The organism is Nocardioides marinquilinus, assembly GCF_039543705.1.
GTDB classification, from domain to species: domain Bacteria; phylum Actinomycetota; class Actinomycetes; order Propionibacteriales; family Nocardioidaceae; genus Nocardioides; species Nocardioides marinquilinus.
In genome coordinates, this window is the sequence record NZ_BAABKG010000005.1 from 298,754 (window position 1) to 313,426 (window position 14,673).

The window sequence follows — 14,673 nt, forward strand, 5'->3', positions numbered from 1 at the left end:
CGTTGCGCCGGTACCCGCGGCCTGGGCCGTGCTCGCCGTGGGCAGCGGCCTGGTGGCCGCCGTGCGGGGTGCTCGGGCGTGACCGCCGCGATCAAGCCGCTGAACGGCTTCGCCATGGTCGCGCTCAACGACCTGCACCCCTCACCGGAGAACCCGCGCGAGCGCCTGACCGACCTCGACGGCCTGGCGTCGTCCATCCGCGAGGTCGGGCTGATCCAGCCGATCATCGCCCAGCGCATCCCCGGCGAAGCGGGTCTGCGAATCGTCGCCGGCCACCGCCGTCACGCCGCCGCGCTGAAGGCGGGCATGCGCGAGGTCCCGGTCATCGTGCGCCGCGACATGCTGCCCGACGAGGAGCTGCTGGCCATGCTCGTCGAGAACGGCCAGCGCGCCGGTCTCGACCCCATCGAGGAGGCCCGCGCCTTCCGCCGGCTCAAGTCCGCCGGCGTCGCCGACTCCGAGATCGCGCGCAAGGTCGGCCGGTCGCCCATGTACGTCGGCAACCGCCTCGCGCTGCTGTCGCTGCCCATCGAGGAGCAGGAGCAGGTCCGGGCTGGCACCACCACCCTCGCGGCCGCGGTGTCGAAGGCGCGCGTCGACGCCGGCCGCGTCCGGCCGACCGCGAAGGGCAAGAAGTCGGCCCAGCACTTCGACCTCAATCACGACCTGGGCACTCGCGCCCGGGCCCGCTGCCAGCAGCTCGGCCACAGGGCGAAGGGCGCCGCGTCGGTCGGCGGCATCGCCTGCGGCGAGTGCTGGGAGTCCGTCATCCGCGCCGACGAGCGCCAGCACCTGCACGACCAGTCCGAGCAGCGCGGCCGCTGCGTCCTGTGCGACACGAGCCGCCCCACCTCCGCGCCCGACGACACCATCGAGAGGACCGCCTCGTGACCACCCAGGCACCCGAGCAGCCGGAGCCGCAGCGGCTCACCGTCACTCCCGACGGCGAGAGCCGGCTGGCCCAGCTGCACGCGCTCTACCCCGACCTGAAGGCCGCGGCCGACGACGCCGCGTCGAAGCTCAAGGCCGTCACCGACGCGATCAAGGTCGAGCTGACGCAGCTGGCGCCGGAGGAGCGGCGCTTCGAGCTCGCCGGCCCGGCCGACTCCCGTACGCCGGCGCTGCAGCTGACCTACGTCGAGTCACAGCGCGTCGACTCCCGCCGGCTCAAGGCCGAGCAGCCCGCGGTCTACGCCGCCTACAGCAAGCCGTCCGGGTCCTGGACCCTGCGCCCCGCGACGGGCGGTGCGTGATGCGCGTCTACATCGCCGCCCCGTACGCGGTCCGCGACACCATCAAGCGGCTCTCGGCCGACCTGTGGCGCATCGGCTTCACGGTCACCTCGACGTGGCTCGACGAGGCCCACGAGATCAACGCCGGCACCGAGGGCGCCGCGACCGCGCTCGACGACGACGCCGTCAGCGCGCACGCCCGCCAGGACATGGCTGACATCGACAGGTCCGACGTGTTGGTGCTCTACACGGCCAAGGCCTGCGGTGCCGAGGGCGGCGGCGGTCGCCACATCGAGACCGGCTACGCCCTCGCCCGCGACGTGCCGGTCATCGTGATCGGCGAGCCCGAGAACGTCTTCCACCGGCTCGGTGCTCCCCGGGTCACCGTGGTGCCGTCGTGGCACGAGGCCGTCGTCGAGCTGGCCCACCGCCTGGTCGCGGCCGGGGGTGCCCGATGAGCGGCCGGCAGCCCGACTACGTCTACGTCGCCAGCTCGTGGCGCAACCCGATGCAGCCCGCCGTCTGCGAGGTGCTGAAGGCCGCAGACATCGACCACTACGACTTCCGCAACCCGCCTGGCGGCACCGGGTTCTCGTGGCGCGAGGTCAAGACCGACTACGACGGCCCTCGCATCGGCGTCGACGGCATCCGCGCCAAGGGCTCCGACTGGGAACCCGTGGACGAGTACCTCCGGATGGTCAACCACCCCCGCGCCATCGAGGGCTACGAGGCTGACTTCGCCGCCATGCGACGCGCCGACACCTTCGTGATGGTCCTGCCCTGCGGGAAGTCCGCGCACCTCGAGATCGGCTACGCGATCGGCGCCGGCAAGCGCACCGCGATCCTGCTCGAGGACCCCGTCGAGCCCGAGCTCATGTACCGCGGCGTCGACTTCCTCGCCCCCAGCGTGCACGCGCTGCTCGGCTGGCTGGGGGTGCAGGACTGATGGGCGCGCTCCCTGCGTACCCACCGGCCGTGCAGCAGTCGGTCGCCGAGTTCATGTCCGCGGCGCCGTCCTCGGTGCGCGCGCTCAGCGGCTCAAGCGCCTGGGCCTCGACCTACTCGACCACGCTGCGCCGCGTCATCCACGAGCACGCCGCCCGGGCGCCGCGCACGCTGCAGTCCTACCTCGGCCCCAGCGAGCTCGGCGCGGTGTGCGACCGCCAGGTCGCCGGGAAGATGGCCGCGCTGCCGGCAACCAACCACGTCAGCGACCCGTGGCCCTCGATCGTCGGCACCGCCTGCCATGCCTGGGCCGCCGAGGCCTTCGAGGCCGACAACGCCCGCAGCGGCGTGCTGCGCTGGGTCGCCGAGCAGAAGGTGACCCCGCACCCGAACCACCCAGGCACCGCCGACCTGTACGACGCCGTCGAGCACGCCGTCGTCGACCACAAGTTCCTCGGCGAGTCCTCGCTGGCCAAGGTGCGCAGCGCAGCCGGCCCGCCGCGGCACTACGTCGTGCAGCTGCTGCTCTACGGCCTCGGCTACCGCAACCTCGGCCTGCCCGTTCGCCGCGTCGCGCTGGCCGCCTACCCGCGCACCGCCGCCAGCCTCGACGGCCTCTACGTGTGGGAGCGCGCCTTCGCCGACGAGCACGGCAACGTCCTGCCCGACGTCGTCGAGCTGCTGACCGAGGTCTTCGCGCAGACCGAGCAGCGCCGCGCCTGGGCGGACGAGATCGTCGCCGGTCGCCAGGGCCTGCTCGACGTCTCGGCCGACCCGTCCGCCGACGAGTGCTACTTCTGCCCGTTCTACCGGCCCCAGGCCGCCCGCGACGGCGGCACCGGCTGCCCAGGGTCGGTGAGCGCATGAGCACGACGAACGGCGACGAGGCCGTCGTCATCACCGACGTGACAGACCTCGGGTCGCTGCCGATCAACTCCGTGCTGGTCGACCGCATCGGTGTCGCCTGGCAAGTCGTCGAGCTCGGAGCCGACTGGTCCTACGCCAAGGGGCAGCGGGACACCCGACGCCCTGGGTTCGTGCAGGCGGGCAACCACGTGCGCTTCGAGGCGGCCGCGCTCGTCTCGGTCCTCCCGATGCGCGTCGTCGACGACGGTCGGGCGGTGCAGTCGTGAAGCTGCTGGACCTGTTCAGCGGTGACGGGGGTGCGGGCGAGGGCTATCGACGCGCTGGGTTCACCGTCACCGGGGTCGACATCGTCGACCACCCATACCCGCCCGGCCAGTTCATCCGCGCGGACGCCATGGCCGTGCTGTCGTCCCTTTGGTACCTCGACCAATTCGACGTGGTGCACACGTCCCCGCCGTGTCAGCCCCGCACGACCATGAGCAACCGCTACCGCGGACGCGGCGGTCCTACCGATGCGCTCATCAACCTGATCCCAGCAGTCATCGAGCGCCTGCGGACGTGGGGCGGTCGCTGGGTGGTCGAGAACGTCGTCGGCGCCCGGCCCGACATGCCCGACGCCCGCCTGCTGCGCGGCTCCATGTTCGGTCTCGAGGTCGACCGACCCCGGCTCTTCTACGCCTCGGAATCGCTTCCCCTTGCGCCAGTGACGACTCGTACACGGCCGGCGCTGGGTGTATACGGCGCCCGGCCCGACGGCCGACTCCTGTGGACCAGGACTGATGGCAGCGAGCTGCGAGCCCCGCGCTCGGTGGCCGAAGCAGGTCGAGCCATGGGCATCGACTGGATGACCTGGCCGGACCTCACCGAGGCCGTTCCGCCCGCCTACACCGAGTGGGTCGGGCACGCACTCCTCACCCAGACCACCGGCGCGCGTTCCGTCGTGCCGGCCACCGGCTGACGCCTCCGTCCGCCGGACCACCCATCCGCACCACCGACAAGAGGACTCACCCCAGATGACCCAGCAGCCGTACCACCAGCCGGCCCAGCCGTACGCCCCGCACCAGCCCTACCCGCCGCAGCAGGTGCAGCAGCCCTACGCCCAGCCCGCGCCGGTGCAGCAGCCGTACCCGCCGCAGCAGCCGTACCCGCCGCAGCAGGTGCAGCCGGCCCAGCAGCCGGCCCAGCCGCTCGCCACCGGCTCCCTCGACGACTACTACAACCAGCCGAGTGCCGGCGGTGGGCCCGCGATCTCGTGGTCGGTCAACGGCATGCCGAAGCCCGAAGGCACCAGCTACGTCGGGTTCGTCGCCCGCGACGTCTTCAACGCCGACATCCAGCAGCAGACCGACCCCAAGACCGGCCAGCCGAAGTTCTACCGCGACGGCCGCCCGCAGTTCGTGATGAAGGTCCCGCTCAAGCTGCAGCCGACGCAGGAGTTCCCCGACGGCGAGGCCGTGCTCTTCGTGCGCGGCCAGATGCGCGACGAGCTCGTGCGCGCCATGACCGAGGCCGGCGCCGGCCGTGACCCCCAGGGCGGCGACGCCATCCAGGTCACGCTGGTTCAGCGCAAGCCGAGCCGCGGCGGCGGGATGCCGATGAACGTGTTCGCGATCCGCTACCAGGCCGCGAACCCGCAGGCCGCTGCACCGGCGGCCAACCAGCAGGTCCCCACGGCGGTCACGGGGGCGCCTTCCCCGGCTCCCGAGGCCGCCCAGCAGGTGCCGCCGGTGCAGCAGCCGACCTTCCCGCCGCAGCAGGTGCAGCAGCCGACCTTCCCGCCGCAGCAGGTGCAGGCTCAGCAGCCGCAGCAGGGTGCGCCGCAGCCGCCGTCCGGGCTCGACGCGGACCAGGCCGCGATCATCGCGCAGCTGACCGGCCAGGGGGCCTGACGGTCCCATGGTGCAGATCCACGCTGAGATCGGCGTGCCCAACGCCGACGGCCACCGGGACCTCGTCCTGGTGGCCGTCGGGCCGGCGCACGAGGTCGCCCCGGCCGCCAAGGCGGTCGAGCGGCTGACCCCGCTGTTCTCGAAGTCCGACCCGCCCGGCGCGCTGACGACCCGGGCCACCTGGTCCGCCGTCGTGCAGCTGCAGGCGACGTTCGGCCAAACGCCCGGGGTCTGGCGTCCCGGCCCGGCGCTGTGCGCGTGGATCACCGAGCAGGTCAACGCCCGCACCACGCTGGCCGCCAGCACGCAGCTCTACTACGCCCCGCCCGCCGGGCTGACGCCGTACCCGTGGCAGGTCGAGGGCGCCGCGATGATCGCCGCCACCGGCCGCGCGCTCATCACCGACGAGCCCGGCACCGGCAAGACCATCACCACCATCCTCGGCCTCGCCGAGCGGGTCGAGCGGGGTTCCGAGCTCGGCCCGATCCTCGTCGTCTGCCCCGCCTCGGTCATCGACGCCTGGGTCGACGCCTGGCGGGCCTGGGCGCCGCACGTCCGGGTCGTCGCATGGCGCGGCACCCCGAAGAAGCGCGCCGCGCTGATCAGCACCGCCGACGTCTACGTCACCTCCTACGACCTTGCCCGCACCGACTGCCCGCCCACGACGCTGAAGAAGCCCGCGCCGCTGCGCGACCTCGGCCGTGACGGCTGGGGGGCGGTCGTCGTCGACGAGTGCCACCTCATCAAGAGCCTGAAGGCCGAGCGCTCGAAGGCCGTGCGCCGCCTCACCCTCTCCGCCACCGAGGCCGGTGGGGCCGTCGTGTGCCTGTCCGGCACGCCGATCACCCACCACCCCGGCGACCTCTGGCCCACCCTCAACGCGCTCGACCACCACGCCACGCCCGCCCGCGAACGCTGGGTCGCGCGCTACTGCGACACCGTCCCGGCCGGCGACTACGACGTCGACGTCCTCGGCCTGGCCGCGCACGCGGAGGCGGAGTTCCGGCTCACGCTGCTCGGCCAGCACCGCCGCGTGGCCAAGGCCGACGTGCTCACCCAGCTGCCCCCGAAGGTCTACAGCACCCGCACCGTCGACATGCCCGCCGCCTGGCGCAAGGCCTACGACGAGTTCGAGTCCGAGATGTACGCCGAGCTGCCGAGCACCGATGGACCTGACGGAGCGACCACCGAGCTCTCGGTCATGGACGTGATGAGCAAGTACGGCCACCTGACCCGGCTCGCCTCGGCCGCGGCCGACGTCGACATCACCTACGGCCCCGACCTCGACGCGCACGACGAGCCGAAGCGGCACGTGCACCTCACGCTCAAGGACCCGTCGTGGAAGGTCGACGCCCTGCTCGAGCTGCTCGAGGAGCGCCGCCGAGACGACGCTGCTGACGGAGCCGGTGAGCAGGTCGTGGTCTTCGCCCCCAGCGCGCAGCTCGTGCGCCTGGCCGGCGCCGCGGCCGCCCGGGCCGGCTTCCGCGTCGGCTACATCGTCGGCGGCCAGGGCCACGCCGAGCGGTCGCAGAACATGCGCGACTTCCAGGCCGGCGACCTCGACGTCATCTGCGTGACCACCAGCGCCGGCGGCGTCGGCATCACGCTGACCGCCGCGCGCACCGTCGTCTTCCTGCAGCGCCCCTGGTCCATCGTCGAGTCGATCCAGGCCGAGGACCGCTGCCACCGCATCGGCTCCGAGCGACACGACTCGATCGAGGTCATCGACATCGTCGCGCGCAACACCATCGACACCCGCGTCCGCGCCGTCCTGCGCGAGCGCGCCGGCCAGCTGGCCGACCTGGTGCAGGACCCACGCATCGTCGCCGAGCTCCTCGGCGGCAGCCGCTCGACCGAGCACCGGGCCGAGCGTAAGGAATTCGCTCCGGACCCGGGGGGTAGCGGCCCCACCAGCACCTACAAGGAGAGCGCCGCATGATGGTCTACAACTCGCCGACCCTCGACGGCACGTTCGAGACCACGGTCGCCTTCCTCGACGCGTGGCTCGCCCGCCAGCGCACGGACGAGATGTCCGACCTGCTCTACGAGGTCGAGTCCGCGGCCGAGGGGCTGCACGACTTGGCGCCGAAGTCGAAGCGCGACGAGGCCGATGAGCACATGGGCATCGTCCGGGCTGGCGCCGACCAGCTGCAGACCCTCATCGAGAGCGGCGCAGCATGACCGAGGCCATCACCGACGCGCAGCTCGACGAGGTCGCACGGCTCATCGAGTACGCCGAGGACGCGCCGTGGGTCGCCGACATCCGTGAGGACGGACGGGCGTGGATCGGCACCCCCGCCGAGCCACGCGCCTGGGGCATGCACGGGATGCCCTCGAACACTCGGCTGATCGTCGCACTCCGGAACGCGGCGCCGGCGCTTGTGGCCGCCGCCCGCGAGCGCGGTCGTCTCTTCCGCTGGAAGGTCGAAGCGACCGAGATCTTCGAGGGTCTGCAGGACCTCGGCCGCGCGCTCGGGCTGCCGCTGGGCACGCTCGTCACCGGCCCGGCGGCAGTCGCGGCCGCTGACGCGTTGCAGGTGCGCCTGTGCGCCATCGAGGCGCTAGCCGCTGAGTGGGAGGGGTGGGCCGAGACTCGCTCGAGCCCGCGCATCGACGCCTTCCGAGACGCCGCCCAGAGCATCCGCGCCGCACTGGCCGACGACGACGACGCCGCCGACGACGACGCCGACACCGACAGCGAGGCCGGGCAGTGAGCGGCCGCCCCACCAGGGTCGTCGGCATCGACCCCGGCCCGACGCCGGGCGTCGTCCGGCTGACCTTCGACCAGGCCGCTGGGGGGCGCCTAGTCGAGCACGACGTCGTCCAGTGCTCGGCCGGCGTGCTGCCGGTCCTGCTGCCCGCGCTGCTCGAGGACCTCGGCCCGGACGACGTCGTCGCCGTCGAGCGGTTCGTCACCCGCGGCCGCCTCAACACCGCCCAGCAGATCACCGCGGCCCAGGTCGTGCAGGTCGAACAGCTGTGTCAGTTGTCGGGGTACCTGCCGCGCGGCGGGGTCGTGCACCTGCGCAGCGCCGGCCAGGTCAAGCCATGGGCGACCGACGCCCGGCTCGACCGGCTCGGCGGCAAACACGGCGGCCTGCTCAAGGCGCTCGCCGGCATGCAACACGCCCGCGACGCCGCCCGCCACGCCCTCTTCGCCGCCGTCCGTGACGCCGGCATCCCCGACCCGATGAGCAAGGAGTTCCGCCAGTGATCACCGTTGAGCAGTTCCTGACCGAGCAGCACGACCCCGAGGACGACGCCGACTACGAGGAGCCGCAGGTGCCCCACGCAGTTGCCGGCCTGCCCGCGGCCCCCGGCATGCTCGACAACACCGCGACCGTCATGCCCCGACAGCCGCTGGAGTCGATCGCGGACTCGCTCGAGCGGCTGCTCGCGATCCTCGAGCGCCACGAGCGTGAGGAGGACGAGGCCGACCGTCGACGTGAGGCGTACGACGACCTCGACGCCAAGCACGCCGTGCTCCTCGACCTGGTGCACGAGATCGAGGCGATCGTGAAGCCCTCGACGAGCAAGCTGGCGAACAGCGTGCGCGAGGCGCTGGCGCGCTGGTCCAACCCTGAGGTCCCGGCCCCGCCGGCCGAGGTGTCCGGGCCGGCTGAGGTGACCGGGCCGGCTGAGGTGACCGGGCCGGCTGAGGTGACCGGGCCGGTGGTCGCACCGGGACAGGCGTCTCAGCCGGCCAAGGACGCCGACGTCGAGGAGTGGCGCCGGTACGCCATCGAGATGGGAGTGGCCGAGGACGTCACCCAGCTCAACCGCTCGCAGATCCGCACGCTGCTCGGGATCGCACAGGTCTGATCAGCACGTCGCTCGACCCGCTCACGCACCTCCGAACAGCGCCGGCAACCCGCTCGACCGGAGACCACCGAGTGACCGACAGCATCACCGACCCCACCCATGCACCAGACGGCCAGCCGGATCAGCCCAGCCAACCGGCCACCCCGTTCCGTGACGCGGTCCTCGCCTACGCCCAGGCCGGATGGCCGTGCGTCCTGCCGGTGCCGCCCGAGACCAAGAGCCCGCCGCCGACCGGCTTCACCGGCGCTGAGGGCCGCGACACCGACCCCAACCAGCTCGCGGCCTGGCTGAAGAGCCACGCCACCAGCTCGATCGCCCTGCGCATGCCGGACCACGTCATCGGCATCGACGTCGACCAGTACGTGAAGGGCGAGGTCAGCAAGCACGGCGCCGAGACGCTGGCGTCGTTCGAGCAGCAGTGGGGGCCGCTGCCCCCGACCTGGTCGAGCACGGCGCGCGGCGACCAGGCCGGCCCCGGGCTGAGTCGCATCCTGCTGTTCCGGGTGCCCGCGCAGCGCTACGCGACCCGCCTCAGCACCGGCGGCCCCAACGGCACGGGCGACGTCGAGATCATCCAGCGCCACCACCGCTACGCCGTCGTCTGGCCGAGCGTGCACTCCGGCGTCGTCGCCGAGAGCACGGGCACGACGGCGGTCTACCGCTGGTACGCCCCCGACGGCTCGCCCGCCGAGCCCGGCCGCGTGCCGGCGCCCGGCGAGCTGGCCGAGCTGCCGCCGGCCTGGGTGGCCGGGCTGGCCGAGGGTGCGGCCGCGGCCGGTGTCGCCTCGGCGGACCCCGCCGCCGGCGGCAGCATGCTCGAGCAGATCTGCGAGGACTACGCCGTCGAGTGCGCCGAGCTGACCAGCGCGCGGCTGTACGCCGTCGACGAGGTCGGCAACGCCGAGGCCGGCAGCCGCCACGACACCATGACCGAGCGCGTGCACCACGTCGTGCACCTGGCCGCGGCCGGGCACGCGGGCGGCGGGCACGCCGTGCTCGAGTTGCGCGAGCTGTGGCAGCGGCTGACCGCCTCCGAGGGCCGCGAGGCCGAGTTCGAGCGGATGCTGCTCACCTCCGCACGCAAGGCCGTGACCGCCTACGGGCAGCACCGCGTGCCGCGCGACCCGTGCCTGACCGGCGTCGGCAGCGGCATCGGTGGCCCCGCCTGGCCGACCACGTTCGCGCCGGCCGACCCCAACGCGGTCGACGGGGCCGCGGCCGGGCTCGAGCCCGCCGAGCCGCCGCGCTGGGCCAGCTCGCGCGAGGTCATCGGCGCGCACGCCTTCGACCCGAACGCCGGCCTCGACCAGGCGCTCGCCGAGCGCGTGCTCGAGCGCACCTACCCGGTCGTGCGGTTCGCCTACGACGCCGAGGCGTGGCTGCTGCGCGCGCCCGAGCGCTGGGAGCTGCACAAGCGGCTCAGCCCGTGGGCCGTGGCCACGGTGGCCACCCTGATGCCGCTCGGCGACCCGACGGCCGAGAAGGGCACCGAGCAGCACGAGCGCTCCAAGCGCCGCACCCGGCTGATGTCCACCGCCGGCGCCCGCGCGATCGCCGGGAAGATGGACGACCTCGTCGCCGGCGGCATGCACCCGGCCGCGATCGCGCTGGCCGACCTCGACGCCGACCCCGACGTGCTCTGGGCCGGCTCGATGCCGTGGTCGCTTCGCTCGAGCGTGACCGGCCCGGCGTTCGCCGACCTCGACCCGGCCACCCCGCACCTGCACACCGCCTCGGTGACCCCCGACCCGCGGCCGACCCCGCTGTGGGACGCCTTCCTCGCCGCCGTCTGGCCCGACCCGCAGGTGCGCGCCTGGGCCGTCCGGGTGCTCTCGATCGCGCTGACCGGACACGCCGACCGCGCGCTGCCGATCCTGCTCGGCGAGACCGGCCGCGGGAAGACGCAGGTCGTCGCGCTGCTGATGAGCGTGCTCGGCACCTACGCCCACGCCGCCGACCCCCGGCTGATGAGCGAGGCCGGTGAGAAGGCCCACGCGAGCATCGTCTTCGCGCTCAAGGGCCGCCGGCTCTCCTTCATCGACGAGGGCCCGCGCGAGGGCCGCTGGGCTCAGGAGCGGCTCAAGCAGCTGACTGGCGGCGGCGAGCTGACCGCCAACCAGATGAACCAGAACCCGATCACGTTCCGGCCCACGCACACCCTGGTGCTGACCACCAACGACGAGCCGGTGCTCACCGACCCGGCTGTGCGGTCCCGGGTTCGGCTCATCCCCTGCGAGGGCGACGCCGAGGAGATCCGCGCGACCCGCGCCGCCATCGGCCACCTGCGCGGCGCGGCCTGGCGCACCGAGGCCCCCGGCGTGCTGGCCTCGATGATGGCCGAGGCCGCCGGCTGGCTCGCCGAGCCGACCACCGCCGCCATGGGCGCCGCGCCCGAGCACATCCGCCACCTGGCCGACCACGTCGGCGCCGAGCAGGACCCCATCGCCGCTTGGGTGACCGAAGAGACCGAGCCCTTCGAGCCCGGCACCCCGAGCCGCGAGCTCTACCAGGAGTTCCGCCGCTCGAGCCGCGCCAACGGCGTGCGCGTCGACCAGATCCCCTCGGAGACGAAGTGGGGCCGCGCGCTGACCCGCCTGGGCCTGCCGCCGTTCCACACCGAGCACGGGAAGCGCCGGGCGCTGAGGCTGCGGCAGGGAGGCTTCGTCACGCAGCCGGTGACCCAGCCGACGGTGCAGGTCGCTCCGCCCGCTCCGCCCGCGCCTGACGGGTTGCACGGATCGCCTGACGGGTTCCTGACGGGTTCCGACCCCCTACCCGTCAGTGAGTTTCCGCAGGTCAGGCCCAACGTTTCCGTGAGTCCTGACGGGTCTGACGGGTTGGTAGACCCCCCTACGCATATGCGCGCACCCGCGCCCACGCGTGAGCAGCGGGGGGAGTTCGCTCCAAACCCGTCAGGAGATCCGTCGGCGAACCCGGCCGATTCGGCCTCTGACCTGCGGAAACTCGGTCCTGACGGGTTGGAGCCCGGCGAACCGGCCCTCTTCGACCCGCCGGCCGCGCTGCAGAAGACGCCCGTCGAGCCGCAGGAGGGCCCGAGGCGCAAGGCCAAGTCGGCCGAGGCCACCGCCCGGGCGGCCGAGGTCAAGGCGGCCCAGCGCGCGGCCGCGATCGCCGAGGCGTCCGGGCCCACCATCGGACTGCCGGCCCTCGTGACCCGCGACGGCCGCGTCGCCCACGTCGACGCCGACGCCGCCGACCGGCTGCTGGCCACCATCACGGGCCCGAGCAGCGACCGGGCCGCCGGCGCGCTGACCGTCGACGTCGAGCACACCGGCTACCCGGTCGGCCACGAGCACCACGTCCTGCGCACCGTCCAGCTCGGCGGCGAGCACTTCGCCCTGGTCCTCGACCCGGGCGAGCAGGAGCAAGCCGACGTCGTCCGGCGCCACCTCGAGGCGGCGACCGTGCTGCACGCGCACTCCGCCAGCGCCGACCTGGTCCCGCTCGCCCACGCCGGCCTGATCGACGCCGACGCCGGCTGGGCCAAGATGCTCGACACCGGCACGCTGGCCAAGCTCGCCGACCCGTCCTCGACCGGCAACGACGCCGACCTGAAGAACCTGGCGAAGAACGTCCTCGGCGAGCACGCGCTCTCGCCGGTGGCCGACGAGGCCCGGGCCGCGCTGTTCAAGGCCGGCCGCTGGCTCACCGACACCAAGCTCGACACTCCGACGACGCGGTCCGGCTGGGCGCAGGTCGACCACCACGCCGAGACGATGATCCGCTACGACGCGGCCGACGTCCTCGACGACGCCGCCCTCGCCGCCCGCCTGCCGCGCCCCGGGCCCGAGGTCCTCGAGCGCGAGCTGCTCGCCCAGCGGATGACCGCCCGCATCAGCCACCGCGGCATCCGACTCGACGGCGACCAGGTCGCGCGACTGCTCGACGAGCACCGCACCGCCCGCGACGAGCAGGCCGCACGGGTGCGCGACCTCGGCCGACTGGGCGAGGCCGGCAACCCCGGCAGCCCCAAGCAGTTGGCCGAGGCCTTCGACCGGCTCGGCGTACCGCTGCCGCGCACCAAGGCCGGCAACCCCTCGGTGGCCAAGGGCGCCATCGAGCAGCTCAGCCGGGACGAGGGACAGGTCGGCGACCTGGTGCGCGGCGTGCTCGCCTGGCGCCACCACAACACCGCGCTGACCCTGCTGCTCGAGCCGTGGCACGAGCTGGTCACCCGCGGCGACGGCCGCGCCCGGCCCACGATCCACACCCTCGGTGCCGACACCGGCCGCATGTCGTGCGTCCGGCCCAACGTGCAGCAGGTCTCCCGCACCGGCGGCATGCGCGCCTGCTTCACCGCCGACCCCGGCCACAAGCTGATCTCGGTCGACTTCGCCGGCGTCGAGCTCCGCGTGGCCGCCGCGCTGTCCGGCGACGCCGGCCTCGCCGCGATCATGGGCGACGCCAACCGCGACCTGCACTGGGAGGTCGCCCGCCTGGCCTTCGGACCCCAGGCCACCAAGGCCGACCGCTACGCCATCAAGCGCGGCGTCTTCGGCCGGATCTACGGCGGCGGCGTCAACGCCGTGGCCAACGGCGTCGGCGTCCGCCACGACGTCGCGCAGCGCGTCATTGACGCCATGGACACCCTGACCCCGGTGCTCGCCGCCTGGTCGAACGAGATCAAGGCCGCGGTCGAGGCCGGCCGCACGAGGTTCCCCGCCTACAGCGGCCGCGTGATCCACCTGCCCGAGCGCGCGCCGCACGCCGCGCCCAACTACTGCATCCAGGGCACGGCGCGCGAGCTGCTCATCGACGCGCTCGTGCGCTGGTCCGGCACCCGGTGGGGCACGGCCACGCTCTTCCCGGTCCACGACGAGCTCGTGGTCGTGGTCCCGGCCGACGAGGCCGAGGACGCCACGGCCGAGCTGGTGCGGTGCATGACCTCCGAGCTGGCCGGCGTGCCGATCGTGGCCGAGGCCAGCGAACCCAGCTTCGAGTGGAAGGACTCCAGCTGATGACCAGCGACCGCACCCAGCCCATGGCGCTGGCCGACTACGTGCACGAGCTCGTCGACACCCACGTGCTCCGCGAGCACTACACGACGCGGGACGACGGGGCGTGGATCCCGCACGACCACCGGGTCACCGTGCCCGCCCTCGTGCACCAGCTCATCGCCAACGACATCCCGTCCGCCGCAGTCGAGACCGGACCGCGGCCGGGGTTCGCGTCGAAGCCCGCGGCCCGCGTCGACGCCATCGACCTCGCCATCCGCATCGACGTCGAGGCCGCACGGTGGGTACGCGACCTCGGCGCCGATGACCCGGGCGACCAGCTCATCGAGGTGAGCCGCACCCCCGCCCCTGTCGGTCCGACTTGCCGTGCGTGCCACCACCGGTCCTGCACGTTGATCCGCCACGGTGACCACGTGGTGCGACGCGTGTTGCCCGGGTCGGGGACCGTCGCGTGTGTCCGTCTGCTGCACGGGCTGTCCGCCTCGGCCGATCCGGTGCAACGGCGAGCCATCGAGCACGACGTCCGCCGCTGGTGGATCGCCGCCCGCATCGTCACCGGGTGGGACGCGCCGGCCTGGATCCCGGACAACACCTGCCCCGCGTGCACCGAGCGCGGCACGCTCCGTGTCCGCCTGGCCGACCGCATCGGCGTCTGCACCAACGACGCTTGCCGCACCGTGTGGGACGAGGCCACCATCGGGCTGCTCGCCGACCACATCCGCTTCGAGTCCGAGGACGAGCACGAGCCGCGCACCCCACCACCCGCGTGCTCGGTCCTGCCGGACTACCAGCCCACCGACCTCGCGCACCTCTGCCCGGCCTGCGGCTCGGCCCGCTGCGTCCGCGCGGTCGGCGCCCGACTCGCCGCGTCGTGACCAGTGCTTGACGCGCACGGGCTCGAGCCCTCATCCTGTGCTCGGCGGGTGAGGTGTCTCCAGATCT

The 14,673-nt window shown here is 73.5% G+C and carries 15 protein-coding genes; all 15 read left to right on the forward strand.

Going from position 1 to position 14,673, the window contains the following annotated elements; translation table 11 throughout:
- Positions 1-78 precede the first annotated feature (78 nt).
- The 15 genes from ABEA04_RS19310 (at position 79) to ABEA04_RS19380 (ending at position 14,606) form a co-directional block, all read left to right on the forward strand.
- Positions 79-891 (forward strand): ParB/RepB/Spo0J family partition protein, encoded by an 813-nt coding sequence (locus ABEA04_RS19310; RefSeq protein WP_345462596.1) that lies wholly within the window; start codon positions 79-81, stop codon positions 889-891.
- A complete protein-coding gene (locus tag ABEA04_RS19315) occupies positions 888-1,253 on the forward strand; it encodes a hypothetical protein (RefSeq protein ID WP_345462599.1) in 366 nt (121 codons plus the stop codon). Before ABEA04_RS19310 ends, ABEA04_RS19315 begins: the two co-directional genes overlap by 4 nt.
- Positions 1,250-1,690 (forward strand): hypothetical protein, encoded by a 441-nt coding sequence (locus tag ABEA04_RS19320; RefSeq protein WP_345462602.1) that lies wholly within the window; start codon positions 1,250-1,252, stop codon positions 1,688-1,690. Before ABEA04_RS19315 ends, ABEA04_RS19320 begins: the two co-directional genes overlap by 4 nt.
- Positions 1,687-2,178, forward strand: a complete 492-nt coding sequence (locus tag ABEA04_RS19325) for a hypothetical protein (protein WP_345462605.1) — start codon at positions 1,687-1,689, stop codon at positions 2,176-2,178. Before ABEA04_RS19320 ends, ABEA04_RS19325 begins: the two co-directional genes overlap by 4 nt.
- 29 nt (positions 2,179-2,207) lie before the next feature.
- Positions 2,208-3,044 carry a hypothetical protein gene (locus tag ABEA04_RS19330; protein WP_345462608.1) on the forward strand — a complete coding sequence of 279 codons (837 nt, stop codon included), beginning with the start codon at positions 2,208-2,210 and terminating at the stop codon, positions 3,042-3,044.
- Positions 3,041-3,310 (forward strand): hypothetical protein, encoded by a 270-nt coding sequence (locus ABEA04_RS19335; RefSeq protein ID WP_345462610.1) that lies wholly within the window; start codon positions 3,041-3,043, stop codon positions 3,308-3,310. Before ABEA04_RS19330 ends, ABEA04_RS19335 begins: the two co-directional genes overlap by 4 nt.
- Positions 3,307-4,002, forward strand: coding sequence for a DNA cytosine methyltransferase (locus ABEA04_RS19340; protein WP_345462614.1), 696 nt, complete (start codon positions 3,307-3,309; stop codon positions 4,000-4,002). Before ABEA04_RS19335 ends, ABEA04_RS19340 begins: the two co-directional genes overlap by 4 nt.
- Positions 4,003-4,057: 55 nt before the next feature.
- Positions 4,058-4,933: a hypothetical protein gene (locus ABEA04_RS19345; protein WP_345462617.1), complete on the forward strand. Its 876-nt coding sequence runs from the start codon at positions 4,058-4,060 to the stop codon at positions 4,931-4,933.
- A gap of 10 nt (positions 4,934-4,943) precedes the next feature.
- On the forward strand, positions 4,944-6,872 hold the full coding sequence (locus ABEA04_RS19350) for a DEAD/DEAH box helicase (RefSeq protein WP_345462620.1): 1,929 nt from the start codon (positions 4,944-4,946) through the stop codon (positions 6,870-6,872).
- Complete coding sequence (locus ABEA04_RS19355) at positions 6,869-7,114, forward strand: hypothetical protein (protein WP_345462623.1); 246 nt, start codon at positions 6,869-6,871, stop codon at positions 7,112-7,114. Before ABEA04_RS19350 ends, ABEA04_RS19355 begins: the two co-directional genes overlap by 4 nt.
- Positions 7,111-7,647 (forward strand): hypothetical protein, encoded by a 537-nt coding sequence (locus ABEA04_RS19360; protein ID WP_345462626.1) that lies wholly within the window; start codon positions 7,111-7,113, stop codon positions 7,645-7,647. Before ABEA04_RS19355 ends, ABEA04_RS19360 begins: the two co-directional genes overlap by 4 nt.
- Positions 7,644-8,147: a hypothetical protein gene (locus ABEA04_RS19365; RefSeq protein WP_345462627.1), complete on the forward strand. Its 504-nt coding sequence runs from the start codon at positions 7,644-7,646 to the stop codon at positions 8,145-8,147. Before ABEA04_RS19360 ends, ABEA04_RS19365 begins: the two co-directional genes overlap by 4 nt.
- Positions 8,144-8,755, forward strand: a complete 612-nt coding sequence (locus tag ABEA04_RS19370; RefSeq protein ID WP_345462630.1) for a hypothetical protein — start codon at positions 8,144-8,146, stop codon at positions 8,753-8,755. The genes ABEA04_RS19365 and ABEA04_RS19370 overlap by 4 nt, the downstream gene beginning before the upstream one ends.
- Before the next feature lie 71 nt (positions 8,756-8,826).
- The gene (locus tag ABEA04_RS19375) at positions 8,827-13,734 is read left to right on the forward strand and encodes a DNA polymerase (protein ID WP_345462633.1); all 4,908 of its coding nucleotides are present in this window, start codon (positions 8,827-8,829) and stop codon (positions 13,732-13,734) included.
- On the forward strand, positions 13,734-14,606 hold the full coding sequence (locus tag ABEA04_RS19380) for a DUF7341 domain-containing protein (RefSeq protein WP_345462635.1): 873 nt from the start codon (positions 13,734-13,736) through the stop codon (positions 14,604-14,606). Before ABEA04_RS19375 ends, ABEA04_RS19380 begins: the two co-directional genes overlap by 1 nt.
- The last annotated feature ends 67 nt before the right edge of the window (positions 14,607-14,673 follow it).